The organism is Bradyrhizobium sp. STM 3843 (assembly GCF_000239815.1).
In the GTDB taxonomy this organism is placed as follows: domain Bacteria; phylum Pseudomonadota; class Alphaproteobacteria; order Rhizobiales; family Xanthobacteraceae; genus Bradyrhizobium.
On record NZ_CAFK01000098.1, the window covers coordinates 1 to 14,908 of the forward strand.

Annotated in this window: 10 protein-coding genes, 1 tRNA gene and 1 pseudogene; 4 read left to right on the forward strand and 8 right to left on the reverse strand. The window is 63.2% G+C overall.

Annotation, left to right across the window (positions count from 1 at the left end; genetic code table 11):
* Positions 1-477: hypothetical protein (locus BRAS3843_RS41880; RefSeq protein WP_035981635.1), on the forward strand; the 477-nt coding region annotated here is incomplete at its 5' end.
* Between the two features lie 37 nt (positions 478-514).
* On the opposite strand, the gene BRAS3843_RS13345 is transcribed toward BRAS3843_RS41880, so the two are convergent.
* From BRAS3843_RS13345 to BRAS3843_RS13365, 5 genes and pseudogenes are all read right to left on the reverse strand, one after another.
* Complete coding sequence (locus BRAS3843_RS13345) at positions 515-1,051, reverse strand: NUDIX domain-containing protein (RefSeq protein WP_244425282.1); 537 nt, start codon at positions 1,049-1,051, stop codon at positions 515-517.
* A 660-nt stretch (positions 1,052-1,711) separates the two neighbouring features.
* Positions 1,712-2,833: a phosphatase PAP2 family protein gene (locus BRAS3843_RS13350; RefSeq protein WP_008969433.1), complete on the reverse strand. Its 1,122-nt coding sequence runs from the start codon at positions 2,831-2,833 to the stop codon at positions 1,712-1,714.
* A 298-nt stretch (positions 2,834-3,131) separates the two neighbouring features.
* Positions 3,132-3,207: transfer RNA gene (locus BRAS3843_RS13355), tRNA-Lys, on the reverse strand.
* A gap of 316 nt (positions 3,208-3,523) precedes the next feature.
* Entirely contained in the window at positions 3,524-6,199 is a 2,676-nt protein-coding gene (locus tag BRAS3843_RS13360; RefSeq protein ID WP_008969435.1) for a glycosyltransferase family 2 protein, read from the reverse strand.
* A 398-nt stretch (positions 6,200-6,597) separates the two neighbouring features.
* Positions 6,598-7,164, reverse strand: a pseudogene (locus tag BRAS3843_RS13365) (beta-1-3, beta-1-6-glucan biosynthesis protein); the annotation flags it as partial.
* Between the two features lie 404 nt (positions 7,165-7,568).
* On the opposite strand from BRAS3843_RS13365, the gene BRAS3843_RS13370 reads away from it, so the two are divergent.
* Positions 7,569-9,125: a beta-1,6-glucan synthase gene (locus BRAS3843_RS13370; RefSeq protein ID WP_035981636.1), complete on the forward strand. Its 1,557-nt coding sequence runs from the start codon at positions 7,569-7,571 to the stop codon at positions 9,123-9,125.
* Here the strand turns inward: BRAS3843_RS13370 and BRAS3843_RS13375 are convergent.
* Positions 9,085-9,465: a hypothetical protein gene (locus BRAS3843_RS13375; protein ID WP_008969438.1), complete on the reverse strand. Its 381-nt coding sequence runs from the start codon at positions 9,463-9,465 to the stop codon at positions 9,085-9,087. The genes BRAS3843_RS13370 and BRAS3843_RS13375 overlap by 41 nt on opposite strands.
* A 105-nt stretch (positions 9,466-9,570) precedes the next feature.
* Positions 9,571-10,995 (reverse strand): hypothetical protein, encoded by a 1,425-nt coding sequence (locus tag BRAS3843_RS13380; RefSeq protein WP_008969439.1) that lies wholly within the window; start codon positions 10,993-10,995, stop codon positions 9,571-9,573.
* A 137-nt stretch (positions 10,996-11,132) separates the two neighbouring features.
* Here BRAS3843_RS13380 and glmU point away from each other — a divergent pair, with 137 nt between their 5' ends.
* Positions 11,133-12,488 carry a bifunctional UDP-N-acetylglucosamine diphosphorylase/glucosamine-1-phosphate N-acetyltransferase GlmU gene (gene glmU, locus BRAS3843_RS13385; protein ID WP_035981638.1) on the forward strand — a complete coding sequence of 452 codons (1,356 nt, stop codon included), beginning with the start codon at positions 11,133-11,135 and terminating at the stop codon, positions 12,486-12,488.
* Positions 12,489-12,511: 23 nt separating this feature from the next.
* Here glmU and BRAS3843_RS13390 read toward each other — a convergent pair whose 3' ends face one another.
* Positions 12,512-12,733, reverse strand: a complete 222-nt coding sequence (locus BRAS3843_RS13390) for a hypothetical protein (RefSeq protein WP_008969441.1) — start codon at positions 12,731-12,733, stop codon at positions 12,512-12,514.
* Positions 12,734-12,956: 223 nt separating this feature from the next.
* Here BRAS3843_RS13390 and glmS point away from each other — a divergent pair, with 223 nt between their 5' ends.
* Positions 12,957-14,783 (forward strand): glutamine--fructose-6-phosphate transaminase (isomerizing), encoded by a 1,827-nt coding sequence (gene glmS, locus BRAS3843_RS13395; protein WP_008969442.1) that lies wholly within the window; start codon positions 12,957-12,959, stop codon positions 14,781-14,783.
* The last annotated feature ends 125 nt before the right edge of the window (positions 14,784-14,908 follow it).

Genomic DNA, 14,908 nt, shown 5'->3' on the forward strand with positions numbered 1-14,908 from the left:
CCCGCTCCGGCGACGTTCGGCTACACGCTCTCGGTCGACCTGATAGGAGCGCCACTGACCACTGCCACGACCACGGACATCACGCCTTTTATCCTCGGTGTCGCCTCCGCTAGCGTAAACGGCAGCTCGGCGGGTGCAAGTGTCGGCAATTGCCTCAACTGTGGACCATTCCATCCCATTTCGGGGAATGGCTACTCCATCTCTGACGCTCAGCGAGACATTTCGGTTGTGCTTGCAGCAAACCTCTCCGCAATCGGGGCGGTCGATAATCTCCCGGCAAGTGACATCATCACGCTCGCCTACAACTTGAATATCGGACTGCCAGCCGGCCTTTCCGCTGAAATGGTGACGCCGCTTCCTAACAGTAGCTGGCTGTTCGCGTCCGTGCTTGGAGTGATGGCGCTGGCTGTTTGGTTCAGACAACGGCGTAGCCGGGGCGCGACGCCTTCAACAATTGTCCCTCGCTACGCTGAGTAGCCGCACGCAACCAACTTGGCTCAGGATGATGGCAAGCTCAGCTGCGCTGCGGCCGCCAGGTCGCGGCACGAAAATAGGAGCTCGCGGACGTTGCGAACGCCTGTTGCGAGATGACCTTGCTGGCGGCATCGATATCGTCCAGGCGGGTGCATTCAAGCTGACTGAAGTAGCGAAGTTCTGACATCTCGCCATCTTCGGGCCGATGACTGCCGCCGATCACCTCCGCGCGGAAGGCGATGACGGTGTAGTAGGTGAGATCGCCATTTGGATAATGGACCAGAAACTCATCCCCTCCGAACACGCCGATGAGCGCAGTTGGCTCGACGAGCAGGCCGGTCTCCTCGAAACATTCCCGGACGGCGGCATCCGCCGGGTGTTCATTCGGGTCAATTGCTCCGCCGGGAAGCCCCCATATTCCGGTCTCGCTGCTTCTGCCAAGCAGGACGCGGCCATCAACGTCAAAGATCGAGATCGAGGCCGCGGTCAGGGTGACCAGGTCATGCCCAACCTTCGCGCGAATCGCCTTGAGATAATCAGAAATGGGCATGCTGTGTTCTGGCTTCGGAGGGTCCAACAGAGGAGGGTGCGGTCAGCGCGGAAGGCCCTTGGACGATAGCACAGGGCTTGCAAGCCGGCCTCAGCTATTCGCCGTATGGACCCCGATCTTGGGCCGGACGAGACAATTGAACGTTGATTACAGGCTGTCGGAATCATTGCTGGGCCGGAATGCAGCCATGGCTCGCATGTGCAATCTGATGGCTGAGGTTTCAGGTTCGTGTGGCAACAGTCAACCATCCAAGCAGTCGTCGCAATTGCTCGACATCGAGTGAAACTGCCGGATAGTCCGGGCCGCCCCAGTCGCCGTGGTTGGTTGGAGCAAACGCCTCGAGCAGGGCGGCAGCAGTTGGCTCAGTAAGCGCCAGCTGCCGCAGGGCATCTGTCTGGATCTCCAACCGGATTGTCGAGCAGTCCGCGACGATGCGCGCCGGCGATGCGGGCGCGCCTGGCCGGAGCCGCTGCCAAAAAGTGCTGTGCCGACCAACGCTCATGATCGACGGAGCATAGCCGGTGGAAGTGTGATCGTGTGTGTGCAGCTGTAAAGTTTGGTGGCTTCCACCGCTGTCTGATCGTCACGTGCTGGCGATCTCGTCGGGGTTCAGAGTCGTCGTTCAAATGCCCAGAGAACCGTGGTCTTTGTCGCCGCATTCACCACAGACGATCAATTGGCTGCTCATCAACCCGAACCAGCCACGCCGATCGTTGCCCGCTGCACCCACGCAGATCCGCGTGGCTCCTCCAGGCTCCGGGCCGTGCCAGGCGAAACTTCGCTGGGCTCGCAGCTTTTTGTCCGAAACGAAAGCGTGGAAGCCGCAATTCGCGCCAAGCAGATTGCCAAGATAGCGACGATAATTCCCGCAAGCACATCGACGAGGAAATGTCCGCCGCCGATCGGTGTCGCGATCAACATGGTTCCATTAATGGTGATGTTGAACGGACGAAACCAGCGCCAGGGCCACAAGGCCCACGCATACAAGATCGCACTTGCCGCATGAAAGCTGGGGAACGTAATGACCCCAACGAGACGGCTGAGATCAAGCAAGCGTAACGTCCCATCCCGAATGAGTGGCATCTCGCGGGCCGTATCGTAATAGCAGTCCGGGACGATGTTTGGATAGTCCGACGGGAGCAGCCCCAACGCGTGATAAACACCAATTGCGGGCACTATCGTCGTGATACAGCATGTCAAGACGAGAGCAAGCATGAGTGCGAGAATGAATTCGGCGGTCTTGCGGCAGTAGCCGGCAAGAGGAAGGCCGATGACGATGAGGAAGACCTGCCAGAAAATTGAGCGATAGCCAAAGGCGAGGATGACGATGAACCACTCATGACTGTTCGCGAACTGCAGGTACTGCCGAAAATCGAAACCCAAAGTGCGATCGATCGCCAGCAGGTTCGCGTCTTGTAGCGGCAGATTGGCGGCCGTCGCCACATAAGTCAAAGACGTGAGGATGCTCATCCCTAGAATTGCCTGAGCAAGCCCAATCAGCAATGAGAACAGACGCGGGTGCGCGCGATGCGCAGACTGAGCATTCAAGTATCCTGAAACGCCGTAAAGGGCTGCAATCCCCAGCGCCAACAGATAGCCAAGCGGTTGGACGCGGAAATCCGTGAGCATCAGGCTCAGATCGAAAACCGCAAGGAGAACGGTCAGTACGAGCCAGTTCAGCCGGAACAAGGACCAGGCCAGCACGCCATCCTCGCCATGGCGCGCCTCGAGCAGCCCTCGCTCTGCAGGCAGGCCCGGAAGGTTGCGAAGCAGATTTGGCAATAGGGTGCCTATGGCAGGCTCCGCCATGGAGGTCTGCTCCGTTTCAGTTGATTTCAGATTGTGTCCCGTCGGTTTCTGGATACCCCAGCGCAGTCCAGAAAAGCAATTTAAAGCTGCATTTTATTCCGATACCGTTCGGGATGATTAACAATTTGAAGCTTTGGAATACCCTCGTTGCAACCATTTAAACCGGAAGCCGAGCGTCCCAGTGTGGCAGCGATGATCAGGTGTACGGAACGGCAGCTATCCCGGCTGCGCGGGTGTGCAAGGATCATTTTGTCGCTCGCATCGTGGCGAGCGGCATGCAGTCAATAATTGATTGGCTTGGTGAGCGCGCTGGGGCTCGAACCCAGGACCCCGTGATTAAAAGTCACGTGCTCTACCGGCTGAGCTACGCGCTCGCTCCCAAGGGCTTGACCGACGGGGGACCGTCGGGCCCGGTCGTGTGTCTTTCCGCGATCTGAAACGTCGGCGGTCGCCCGGCGGTTCACCAGCTTGGGGGAAAGGCCACAGCCGCGCCCAAAGCCGAACGGCCGTTCGCCCGCGCTGTGTAGGGGGTGCGGCCTGTTCGGTCAATAGCGCCGCCAAGCCAACCCACAAGGAGGGGCTATGAACGGTTTATCGCACGTTCAAAGGCGATTGGCACAGAATCCTGAGGTCTTGGACCGGCGACCGGTTATTTCTCACCAAGCACCTCGCCCTCCGTGTCGCCGGCCCTTAAACCTTCTCTGCGACCTTGGTGGCCGGCTTCTGCGAGATCAGTGCGGCCAGTTCCGGGACATAGACCGGGCGCAAGCCGATCAATTCGGCCGTGCGCACCGCGCTGTAGCGCCAGAACTCGAAGGAATTGATCCGCGACATTTCGAGAACCGCGATCGCCACGGCCGACACGAACGGCAGGCTCTCCAGGATCAGCACGGCGGCGAAGATATAGAGCTCGGTGATCTGGTAGGTGTTGGTGCCGATCAGGATGCCGGCGCCGATCAGGAGCAGGGTGGCGATCACCGCCTCCCAGAACGCCTGGAACTCGATCGACATCCGCGATAGCCCGCCCTTGGAGGTGCGGGCGAAGGCGATGTGCTCGGTGATCAGGCCCTGCGCCACCGCGCGGGAGACCGTCCATTGTACGCTCATTGCCGCCACCATGGCCCCCAGCATCTGCCACGGCCCGACCCTGACCCGCAGTCGGTACAGGACAAGGAAGTGGGCGAGGGAGACCACAAAGGCGGCGGTGATCGGGATGGTCAGGATCTTGTCGGGAATGGCGATGCCGGCAAAGGCCACGATCGGCACCCAGATCAGGTTCAGGATCGCGACCACGACCCCCAGGCTTTCGGCGCCGAGCCAGTTCAGCCAGCCGAGCAGGAACTCGCGTTTCTGGTCGCGAGAGAGCCGGCTCTTGCCGGGCAGGAAACGCCGCCAATGCTTCTTGACGATCTGGAAGCCGCCATAGGCCCAGCGATGGCGTTGCTTCTTGAAGGCCTCATAGGTATCGGGCAGCACGCCGCTTCCATAGCGGGTGTTGGTGTAATGGGTGGTCCAGCCGAGTTCCTGGATAGCCAGACCGAGATCGGTGTCCTCGCAGATCGTGTCGCTCGACCAGCCGCCGGCCACGTCCATCGCCGCGCGGCGGATCAGGCACATCGTGCCGTGCACGATGATCGCGTTCTCCTCGTTGCGCTGGACCATGCCGATGTCGAAGAACCCGGCATATTCGCCGTTCATGATGTAGTGCATCAGCGACAGGTCCTCGTCGCGATGGTCCTGTGGCGCCTGCACCAGGCCGACAGTCGGGTCGGCAAACGCCGGCACCAGGTCCTTCAGCCAGTTCTTGTCGACGACGTAGTCGGCATCGATGATGCCGATGATCTCGGCGTCGACAGCCGTACGGTCCATGGCGATCCGCAGCGCGCCGGCCTTGAAGCCCTTGACCTTCTCGGCATTGATGAACACGAAGCGCTCGCCGAGCAGGCGGCAATGATCCTGGATCGGCTGCCAGAACGCCGGGTCAGGCGTGTTGTTGATGATGATGACGCATTCGTAGTTCGGATAATCGAGCTGCGCCAGCGCGTCGAGCGTCTGCTTGAGCATCTCCGGCGGCTCGAAATACGCGGGCACGTGGATCGACACTTTCGGGAAGTAACCCTCTGGTGCGGCCTCGGCGTCCTTCTCGACCTTGTCCTTGGTCAGCAGCCGACGCGGCTGATGGCCGAAAGCGACCGCCGCGATCTCCTCGATGCGCGCCATCGCGATCAGGATCAACGGTACCAGCAGGATCAGGCCGAGGGTCAGCGCGAAGGCCGAGCCCCAGACGAAATAATGCCCGTTCCAATAGGCGAAAACATTGGAGAGCCAGCCGCCGACCCCGTGCGCCGAGATCGCCAGCACCAGTGCCTGCAGTACCGTCGGCTCGGCAATACGCAGGATCGGCAGCGAGACCAGCACGCCAATGAGCAGCGCGATCGCCGCAAGCTTCCAGTAATCCGGATTGACGATCGGACCGGTCCAGGAAAACTTCGGCTCGCGGTCGGCGTTGAGGATGCCCCAATAGGGACCGACGCCGCCCTCGAAGAATTTCCAGGGCTGATCGATGCCCTCGACGATGTTGTATTCCATGCCGATGGCCTCGGCGCGGGTGACGAAATTGCGCAGCACGCGCGCCTGTTGGAATGGTCCCGGCACGGCGTTCAGCCGGTTGTAGCCGGCGCTCGGCCAACCGAACTCGGCGATCATGATCCGCTTGCCGGGGAATTTCTCCCGCAACAGCCCGTACAGATACATCGCCTGGTCGACGGCCTGGGTGTCGGAGAAGTTTTCCCAATAGGGCAGGATGTGAGCGGCGATGAAGTCGACGTTGGAGGCGAGCTCCGGGTTGTCGCGCCAAGTGTTCCAGACGTCGCCCGTTGTCACCGGAACATTGACGGATTTCTTGACCAGCTTGATCTTGTCGATCAGCTCATCGACCTTCTGGGTGCCGGTCAGAATGGTCTCGTTGCCGACCACGATGCCGATCACGTTGCTGTTGCGGCGCGCGAGCTGGATCGCTGACTGGATCTCGCGCTCGCTGCGGTCGGGATCCTTGTCGATCCAGGCTCCAAGCATCACCTTCAGCCCGAATTCGGCGGCGATCGGCGGTACCAGCTCTACGCCGCCGGTCGAGGAATAGAGCCGGATCGCGCGGGTCACCGTCGCGAGCTTCTTCATGTCGGCGCGGATGCGCTCGACCGGCGCGACGCTGTCGACATCGGGATGCGCGATGCCTTCGTGCGGATCGTAGGAGACGCTCGGCAGCAGGCCATTGAAGTCCGGCGCCTGCTCCTTCTGCTGCAGGAGCCCCCAAAGCGCGGCGTGGGCCGCGGTGACGAACAGCAGGACGGCGACGATCGCGCGCATCGATGAGGCAACCATTCCGGGATTAGACGACAGGACCAAGCGAAGCAGTCCGCTGTTGTCCCGCCCCGAGGCCCGCCCGATCGCTTGGCCAACGCGTCAGCGAACGTGGATTGAGAAAGGACACCAGAAACCTACTCATCTCCGTGCGGGTCGGTTCACGCACGCTCTGTTACTTAGAAACTCAGGAGCCTGAAACCGCTATCGCGACGACGCTGAACAGGACCTGAACCGGCACACGAGATTCGATCGGTGCGGCCGCGATTTCAAGCGTCATACTGCCACGCCATATCGAACTGGACCATGTCGCAACTGGTATGACGCCATTGCGGGCTTCGAGCCTTCGCGGCTTGGCCAATTCCTTCGGCGGTCCGCGCCTCCGCTCCGCTATTTGGCGGGCTGCGCGGGGGGGCGGAAGCCTGCGGAGCCGGCTGCTGCGCCGGGGCCGATCCCTGCGGCGCAGCTGCCACCGGGCTTGGGGCAGGCGCCGCGGCGGCTGCGGCCTGGGGTCGCGCATCCGGATTGATCCAGCAGGCGTGAACGTGATTGTTCAGCGAGTTCGGCACCTTGTCGTCGATCTGCGCGATGAAGCGGGTCAGGCAGCGGAAGGCCGCCTGGACATGGCCGCCGGGGCAGCCGAAGCGGTCGTACAGGTCGAGGTGGCGGAACGCGGTATCGAGGTCATCCCGATACATCAGCTGCACGACGCGGCGGCCAAGCCAGATGCATTCGGGATTGCCGGCCGGGCCGCCGTTGAGCGCCTGGGTCGCTTCGGTGAACTCGTCGGCCTTGCGCTGATTTTCCTTGGATGCGTCGGCCGGGTTGCCTTGCTGCTTGCTCTGATCCTGGCCGTGCGCGTCATTGCCGCTCTGGGCCAGGGCACCGGCAGTGCCAAGCATCACAGCGAGCAGGGAAACAGCGAGATGGCGCAAAAGAGAAACCTTAAACTGAAGCACGCGTCGACCCATAAATTCCCCGATTGTTGCCCTTATGCCGTCCCGCTGCGGACGCAGTGTTGATGCCGATCAAATAGGTCCCGAATGCGGCGGCTGGTCGATTCCGACCGCCGCCCGTCGTTCCTAACGACGGCGTTGCGACAGCGCACCGCTGGCCGAATCCCATGACCGGAATCTGCGATTTTGTCCAGCAAAGCCACAACTTTATCGGGTCATTGTCGCTGCATCGTAAAGCCGGGCCGGAAACCGCGGGACGGAACGTCGCAGGTGGAAGCGATTGGCCGCAGGTCTTGGCACGGGGTCTTGGCAGACGGTCAGCAACCGGCTAAGCACCGGGCCCTGGCTGGAGCATGGAACTGAAATCTCTTCGTACACCGCTGGCGCTTCTGCTCGTCTCGTTGGGGGCAATTGCTGCCATGTGGTGGTGGCTGGCCACGCCCATCAAGCTTGTGCGCGCCCCCATTGAACCCGACGCCAAGCTGCAATGCGTCTCCTATGCGCCGTTCCGTGGCGCGCAGACCCCGCTGGATCCGACTACCCATATCGACGCTGATCAGATCGAGCAGGATCTGACACAGCTCGCCAAGATTTCCGAATGCGTGCGCACCTATTCGATCGAGAACGGTCTCGATCAGGTGCCGGCGATCGCGGCCAAGGTCGGCATCAAGGTCATCCAGGGCATCTGGCTCGGCAGCAACAAGCTGAAAAACCAGCAGCAGATCTCGGTCGTGGTCGGGCTGGTGAAGCATTATCCGCAGGTCATCACCTCGGTTGTGGTCGGCAATGAGGTGCTGCTGCGGGGCGAGATGACCACCGCCGATCTCGCTGCGATCATCCGCAGCGTCAAGGCGCAGGTCACGGTTCCCGTCACCTATGCCGACGTCTGGGAGTACTGGCTGCGCAACCGCGAACTGTACGACCTCGTGGATTTCGTGACGGTTCACATTCTGCCCTATTGGGAGGATTTCCCGGTCCGCGCCAAGCTGGCGGCCGGCCATGTGGACGCGATCCGGCAGCAGGTCGCGGTTGCCTTTCCGAACAAGGAGATCCTGATCGGCGAGACCGGCTGGCCGAGCGCGGGGCGGATGCGCGAAGGCGCGCTGCCGTCGCGGACCAACCAGGCCCGCATCGTCTCGGAGATCCTCGATCTCGCCAAGCGCGAGAATTTCCGCGTCAACCTCATCGAGGCCTATGACCAGCCCTGGAAGCGCCGGCTCGAGGGCACCGTTGGCGGCTATTGGGGCCTGTTCGACGCCGCAAATCGTGCACTGAAATATCCGCCCGGGGAGCCCGTCAGCAATTATCCGCTCTGGAAGCTGCAGATGGGTGGCGGGATGATCCTGAGCTTTGCCGTGTTCTTGACCGGTTGGCTCACTGTCCGGCGCCGGCCCTGGGCGCCGCATTGGTCGTCCTGGCTGGGCGTGGCGATCTCGGCAACGTCGACCGGCATCCTGTTCGGCATTGCGGCGGACAAGATGTTCTACGAGAGCCTTGGTGTCGGCGGTTGGCTGCAATGGGGCGCGCTGCTTGCCGCCGGTGTGCTGGCGCCGCTGTTCGGCGCCAGTGCCGCGATGGCCGGCCGGCCGCTGCCAACCTTCCTCGATCTGCTCGGGCCGGCCGACGGCCGCAAGCACACCCCTGCGACCTATCTGCTTGGCCTCATGCTGATCGTCACCGTGCTGATCGGCGCCGAGACCGCGCTCGGCTTCGTGTTTGACCCGCGCTACCGCGACTTTCCCTTTGCCAGCCTGACCATGGCGGTCGTGCCGTTTGCGCTGCTGCTCGGCAACCGTCCCGCGCAGGGCAAGCGGCCGATCGCGGAGGCAACCTTTGCAGGGCTGCTGGCGGGGTCCGCGGTCTATATCCTCTTCAACGAGGGTCGGGAGAATTGGCAGGCGCTGTGGACCTGCACGGCCTATCTCGTGCTCGCCTTCACGCTGTGGCGGGCGCGGGCCGCGCAAAGCCCAGAATGAGCAGGCCGATCGCGAGCCCCGACAATACGATATTATAGAGCACGATCCCAAGGCCGGCCGCAATCAGCCCGCCGGTCAGGAGGACGATCGACGGCCGCATCACGTGCAGGATCGCGATCACCAGCGCCGTGCCTCCGAACACCGAATTCTTGAACAGGCCGGTCGCGACCAGCCGGGCCTTGCAGATCGTGGTCTGCAAGCCGGCATCGCAGGCCAGCGCCACGGTGGAGAACTCGATCGCGAGGTAACGCAGATAGAGCGCATAGCCGATGGTGACGAAACCGACGATCAGGAGCCATTGCACCTGATACGGGGTGAGGCGGAACGGGGTCTTCTTCATGGGGCGGACTATGCTGCGGAAAGGCGATGCGGACAAGGGCCGGACGGAGCCGGACTGCATCCGCAGCCCGGCTTGACTCCCGTCAACAGCCGACACGATTCGTGGTCAGGAGCGCCGGAAGAAGGACGATAGCGTCGATGATTCCGCCGGTGGGGGTGCCGCGGCCGGTGGCGGAGGGGCCGCCGCTGCTGGCGGCTCCTCGCGGACCGCTCCATGGCGCTGCTGCTGCTGACCGGGCGGCGCGGCCCGGCGCCGCTGCTGATAGGTCGGCTTCGTGAGCATGGGTGGGACCGCCGCCTTGGCGGCATCGGATTGATCGGCTTCGTCGCCGCGAATGGCCAGCCGCTGGCCGTCATAGACCGTCGTTTCGCAGGCACGCTGGCTTTCCGCGAGGTTGGCGCAGATCTTGGCGGCCGCCGCCGCATCCGCGAGCGGTCCGGCGCCGAGCCGCAACTGCATGCCGAGACCGGTATTGCCTTCCTTGACGATGATGATCGGACGGAGCGTCGCCAGCTCCTTGTTGGTCCTGGAGAGGCCGCGCCACAATGCGCGCAGCCCGTTCAGTGAATTGGCGCCGCCGAGATCGACCGCGAATTCGGTCTTCCGCGCGGGTACGGCGCCGGCTTCGGCGGAATCGGCCGGTTTTACGCTACCGCCGTCGGCTGCTGCGTCCGGGTCGGCCGCGGCCAGCTTGTCCGGTTCGACCAGCTTGCCGGCCGCGGGATCAGGGGCGCCCATGGCCGACTTGGACGCGACGAGCGACGCCGCCGATGACGGCATCGGGCCGTTCGAAGCAAGCTGGCTCGGTCCCTGCGACGGGCTCGCGGGTCCCTGCACCTGGCCGGCTGGGGAGGATTGGGCCAGACCGGCGCCCGGCTTGGCGCTATCGGCCTGAGGCCATGCTGGAAGGGCAGATGCGGTGGTGGCGACCGGCGCCACCATCAGCGCGCCGGCCGGCGGGCTGGTAGGGGAGGTCGCAGTCGCGCTCTGTCCGACCGCGCTGCCGCCGTTCGAGCTTGCCGGAGCTTGCACGGAACTCGCGGATCCCGAGGGCTGCGATTCGACCGACGCGGCTGACGCCTGCGGTTGCTTAGCGGCGGCCTGGGCCGCGTTGGCACCGGAGCCGGAACCTTGCCCCGAACCCGGCTTGGCCAGCGCACCGGTCATGGAGTCCCAGCCCTGTTCCAGCACGGTCACGCGGGCATAGAGCCGATCCCGATCATTGTTCAGGGTCTCGATGGCAGACGCCAGCTGCCGCTGCTCGCTTTGGGTTTCGCGGGCGAGCGACTGAAGGAGCTGTGCCTGGCGCGCCAGATCCGCTGCGGAGACATGATCGCGCCGCCAGCCCAGCGCCGCTTGGTTGGCGAGCACCGCAATCACGACAGCGCACAGCGCCGCTGCAGCCCACCAGCCGATCCGCCACAAGGTGCGACGGTCGAATTCATTCTCCTCGGCGAGCAGCCCGGACAGCTTGCCACCGGTCTTCTCAGCCCCGAGGGCGCCGGCTGTTTTATTGAAGTCCTTTGCCATTCACCTGAAGCCCTGCCGAATCATGCTGGGAACATTAACAGGAAATGCACCGGTGGCCTCACCCGGCACGGTTTGCGGCGAACAGAAATCCGCTTTATGACGGCGCCATGTCCGGTATCCCCCGCACCAGGTATGTCATGAACACTCGATCCAGCCTCACAATTGTGCTCGCGGCAGGCGAGGGGACCCGGATGCGAACATCCTTGCCGAAAGTGCTGCATCCGATAGCAGGCGAGTCACTGCTGGCGCATGTGCTCTCGGCCACGCCGCACGATGCGAGCGCACGGCTGGCGGTAGTGATCGGTCCCGCGCATGACGCTGTGGCGCATGAGGTCAAGCGCTTGCGCCCGGATGCTGATATTTTCGTTCAGCGCGAGCGGCTCGGCACGGCGCATGCCGTGCTTGCGGCGCGCGAGGCAATCACGCGCGGTGCCGATGATCTTCTGGTTGCGTTTGGCGATACGCCGCTGATCTCGGCCGAAACGTTTGCGCGGCTGCGCGCGCCGCTGGCGCAAGGTGCGATGCTTGCAGTGCTCGGCTTTCGCGCCGCCGATCCGACCGGCTATGGACGTCTGCTGCTGGAGGGTGATCGGCTGGTCGCCATCCGCGAGCATGCCGATGCCAGCGAGGGAGAGCGCCGGATCACGCTGTGCAATGCCGGTGTGATGGCATTCGACGGCGCACGTGCGCTCGCGATCCTCGATCGGATCGGCAATGCCAACAAGAAGAATGAATATTATCTGGTCGATGCCGTTGCGATCGCACACGAGATGGGGCTCGAGGCAGTCGTGATCGAAACCTCCGAAGATGAAGTGCGCGGCGTCAACACCAAGGCGCAGCTGGCGGAAGCGGAAGGCGTGATGCAGACCCGGCTGCGCCGCGCCGCGATGGATGCCGGCGTCACCTTGATCGCGCCGGAGACGGTGTATCTCGCCGCCGACACCAGGTTCGGCACGGACGTGACGATCGAGCCGTTTGTCGTGATCGGCCCCGGCGTCTCGATCGGCGACGGCGCCGTGATCCATTCCTTCTCGCATATCGTGCAGTCGACGATCGGCCGGAACACCTCCGTCGGGCCCTATGCGCGGATGCGGCCGGGCACTTCGCTTGGCGACGGCGCAAAGATCGGCAATTTCGTCGAGACCAAAGCGGCAATCCTGGAGGAGGGCGTGAAGGTCAATCACCTCTCCTACATTGGTGACGCCCAAGTCGGCGCCAAAACCAATATCGGCGCCGGCACCATCACCTGCAACTATGATGGCTTCGGCAAGCACAAGACCACGATCGGGCAGGGTGCCTTTATCGGTACCAATTCCTCGCTGGTCGCGCCGATCAGGATCGGCGCGGGCGCCTATATCGGCTCGGGTTCGGTGATCACCCGCGACGTGCCCGACGATGCGATGGCGCTCGAGCGCACCCAGCAGACCATCCGCGAAGGCGGTGCTGCGCGTTATCGGGAAATCAAGACCAGGAACAAGAAGCCGAAGTCATGAGGAAGCGGCTTGGACACTTGGACCTAGCCCTCATCGTCCTGAAACTCGGCGAACATCGCACGCGTCAGACGCCAGCCGCGCTTCGTCGCACGCTTGATCGGGTCGCTGCTCTTGTGCTTGATCGGCATCGGCCTCAGCTCGCGGCCGACAGTCGGCGGCGGCCAATGGGCAAGATGGCTGCCGCCTGTCTCATTCGCATGCAGCGGGCTCGTGCCCTTGGGGTCAGGCCATTTGCGATCGGTCATGTGGACATGCCTCCGTGCCGCATTGTCTGCCCAAAGCCTTGACCGAACGTTAAGGCTGCGCCCGCAGCACGGGAGGGTTCGTGAGCCGTGCGGTTCGCCAGGGTTGAGCTTGCCACTTAACGCTGTCGCAATCCGCAATAATTATTGAATCCTGAAGCTGATCGGGTTTCGTTAAGAGAATCCGACGCTTTTGAATCTTTTCGACGATTGGGGAAGGCGCGGAATGTGCGGGATTGTCGGCATTTTGGGACGCGGGCCGGTCGCCGAGCAACTGGTTGATTCGCTCAAGCGCCTCGAATATCGCGGTTATGACTCTGCCGGTGTCGCGACGCTCGAGGGCGGGCAGCTGGAGCGCCGGCGCGCCGAAGGCAAGCTGAAGAATCTGGAAGCGCGGCTGCGCGCCGAACCGCTCAAGGGCTTCACCGGGATCGGGCACACGCGCTGGGCGACGCATGGCAAGCCGACCGAGAACAACGCGCATCCGCATGCGACCGATCGCGTCGCCGTCGTCCACAACGGCATCATCGAAAACTTCCATGAGCTGCGCGAAGCGCTGCAGAAGAAGGGCACGGTATTCGCGACCGAGACCGACACCGAGATCGTCGTGCATCTCGTGGACGAGTTGCTCAGCCAGGGCATGGCGCCGGTCGATGCGGTGAAGGAGACGCTGGGCAAACTGAAGGGCGCGTTCGCCCTCGGCTTCATCTTTGCCGGCCAGGACGATCTGATGATCGGCGCCCGCAACGGTCCGCCGCTGGCGGTCGGCTACGGCAAGGGCGAGATGTATCTGGGTTCGGATGCGATCGCGCTCGGGCCGTTCACGGACACTATCAGCTATCTGGAGGACGGCGATTGGGTGGTGCTGACGCATCAGGGCGCCATCATCTACGACCGCAACAATGCGGTGGTCAGTCGCGAGATCGTCAAGCATAGTCCGGCGACCTCCCTGGTCGACAAGGCCAACTTCCGCCACTTCATGGCCAAGGAGATCCACGAGCAACCGGAAGTCGTCGGCCACACCTTGGCGCGCTATATCGACATGGCGAGCGAGCGGATCGCGCTGCCGGCGACCCTGCCGTTCGACTTCAAGGACATTCAGCGGATTTCGATCACCGCCTGCGGCACGGCGAGCTATGCCGGCTATGTCGCCAAATACTGGTTCGAGCGCTTTGCGAGGCTGCCGGTCGAACTCGATGTCGCCTCGGAGTTTCGCTATCGGGAAGCGCCGTTGCGCAAGGGCGACCTTGCGATCTTCATCTCGCAATCGGGCGAGACCGCCGACACCTTGGCCGCGCTGCGCTACGCCAAGGCGCAGGGCGTGCATACGCTGTCGGTGGTCAACGTGCCGACCTCGACCATCGCGCGCGAAAGCGAGATCGTGATGCCGACGCTCGCAGGCCCCGAAATCGGCGTGGCCTCGACCAAGGCGTTTACCTGCCAGCTGATGGTGCTGGCGTCGCTCGCGGTGGCCGCCGGCCGCGCTCGCGGTGAATTGTCGGAGGAGGACGAGGCCACGCTCGTGCACGGGCTGGTCGAGATTCCGCGGCTGATGACGGCGGCGCTGTCGATCGAGCCGCAGATCGAAAGGCTCGCCCGCGACATCGCGAAATCCAAGGATGTGCTCTATCTCGGCCGTGGCACCTCGTTCCCGCTGGCACTCGAAGGCGCGCTGAAACTGAAGGAAATCTCCTACATCCACGCCGAAGGCTACGCCGCCGGTGAACTCAAGCACGGGCCGATCGCGCTGATCGACGAGAACATGCCGGTGGTGGTGATCGCGCCGCACGATCGTGTGTTCGAGAAGACCGTGTCCAACATGCAGGAGGTGGCCGCCCGCGGCGGCAACATCATTCTGATGACCGATGCCAAGGGCGCGGCAGAGGCGACGGTTGATTCGCTGGTGACCATCACCCTGCCTGACATGGCGCCGACCTTCACGCCGATGGTCTACGCCGTTCCGGTGCAGCTTCTGGCCTACCATACCGCTGTCGTGATGGGCACGGACGTCGACCAGCCCAGAAATCTCGCGAAATCAGTGACCGTGGAATAGCCACGGTCGGCGGCTCCTGCGCTTGTCGCTGCAGGACAATTCGTCGCGGCAGGTCGCTTTTCCTGCGGCCCCCGAGCGGCAGCGCGGCAAATAGACGGTTTGGGACGGTTGGTGGCGGAAAGGGG